1 protein-coding gene is annotated in these 712 nt (G+C 74.0%); it reads right to left on the reverse strand.

The features are described 5' to 3' along the window. Window positions 1–102: 102 nt before the first annotated feature. Window positions 103–588, reverse strand: coding sequence for a hypothetical protein (locus A7A76_RS24720; RefSeq protein ID WP_206413810.1), 486 nt, complete (start codon window positions 586–588; stop codon window positions 103–105). Window positions 589–712: the final 124 nt, after the last annotated feature.

The following is a 712-nucleotide window of genomic DNA, read 5'->3' on the forward strand; positions in this document are numbered from 1 at the left end:
GCGGCGAAGCCCGCGCGCTGCGCACTCGACGCCGAAACCCGCATCGCCGACAGCGGCGCGCCGGGCGCGAAGCCCGGCGCCCCGTCGCGAACCGCGCGACGCTCAGCGCGTGGGCGGCGGCGGCGGCGCAAGACCCTGCGGACCGCGATCGCTCATCGGCGGCGGATTGAGCACATAGATCGCCACCCCGCGCGCGAACTTCTGCCGCGGACTGATGCTGACCCCGACCCCGCCGCCGCTGAAGTGGCGGCCGCCGCCGTAGCTGCCGCCGCCCGCGCCGACGCTGACCCCGCTGCCGCCGTAGCCGTCCTCGGTGCCCTGGAACAGCACGCCGTTGGCGCCGAGCTTGGCCGCCTCCGCGCGCAGCTTGTTGATCACCGAGTTCATCTTGTTCTGCTCGCCGTAGGTGAAGGCGCCGCTGTTGCTCTGCAGCAGGGCGATTTCCTCGTAACGGCTCGGCGGCGGCGCGAAGTACACGCGCACTTGCTCCAGCGGGACCGGCGGGCGCGGCTGGCCGGTGATGACGTGCGAACTGGCGCAGGCGCCCAAACCCAGGACGAGCGCGGCCAACAGGAAGAGTCTGCGCATGACGGCGATTCCGACGACGGACGTTGGGCCCATGCTACGACGTCGCGGCCGCGCGCGCGGTGAAGCGCGCCCCGCCGCGGCGCGCCGCGTTCATCGGCGGTCCGCGGGAGCCGACCGGCGGCGT

The sequence above is a fragment of the Lysobacter enzymogenes genome (assembly GCF_017168095.1).
Classification (GTDB): Bacteria; Pseudomonadota; Gammaproteobacteria; order Xanthomonadales; family Xanthomonadaceae; genus Lysobacter; species Lysobacter enzymogenes_D.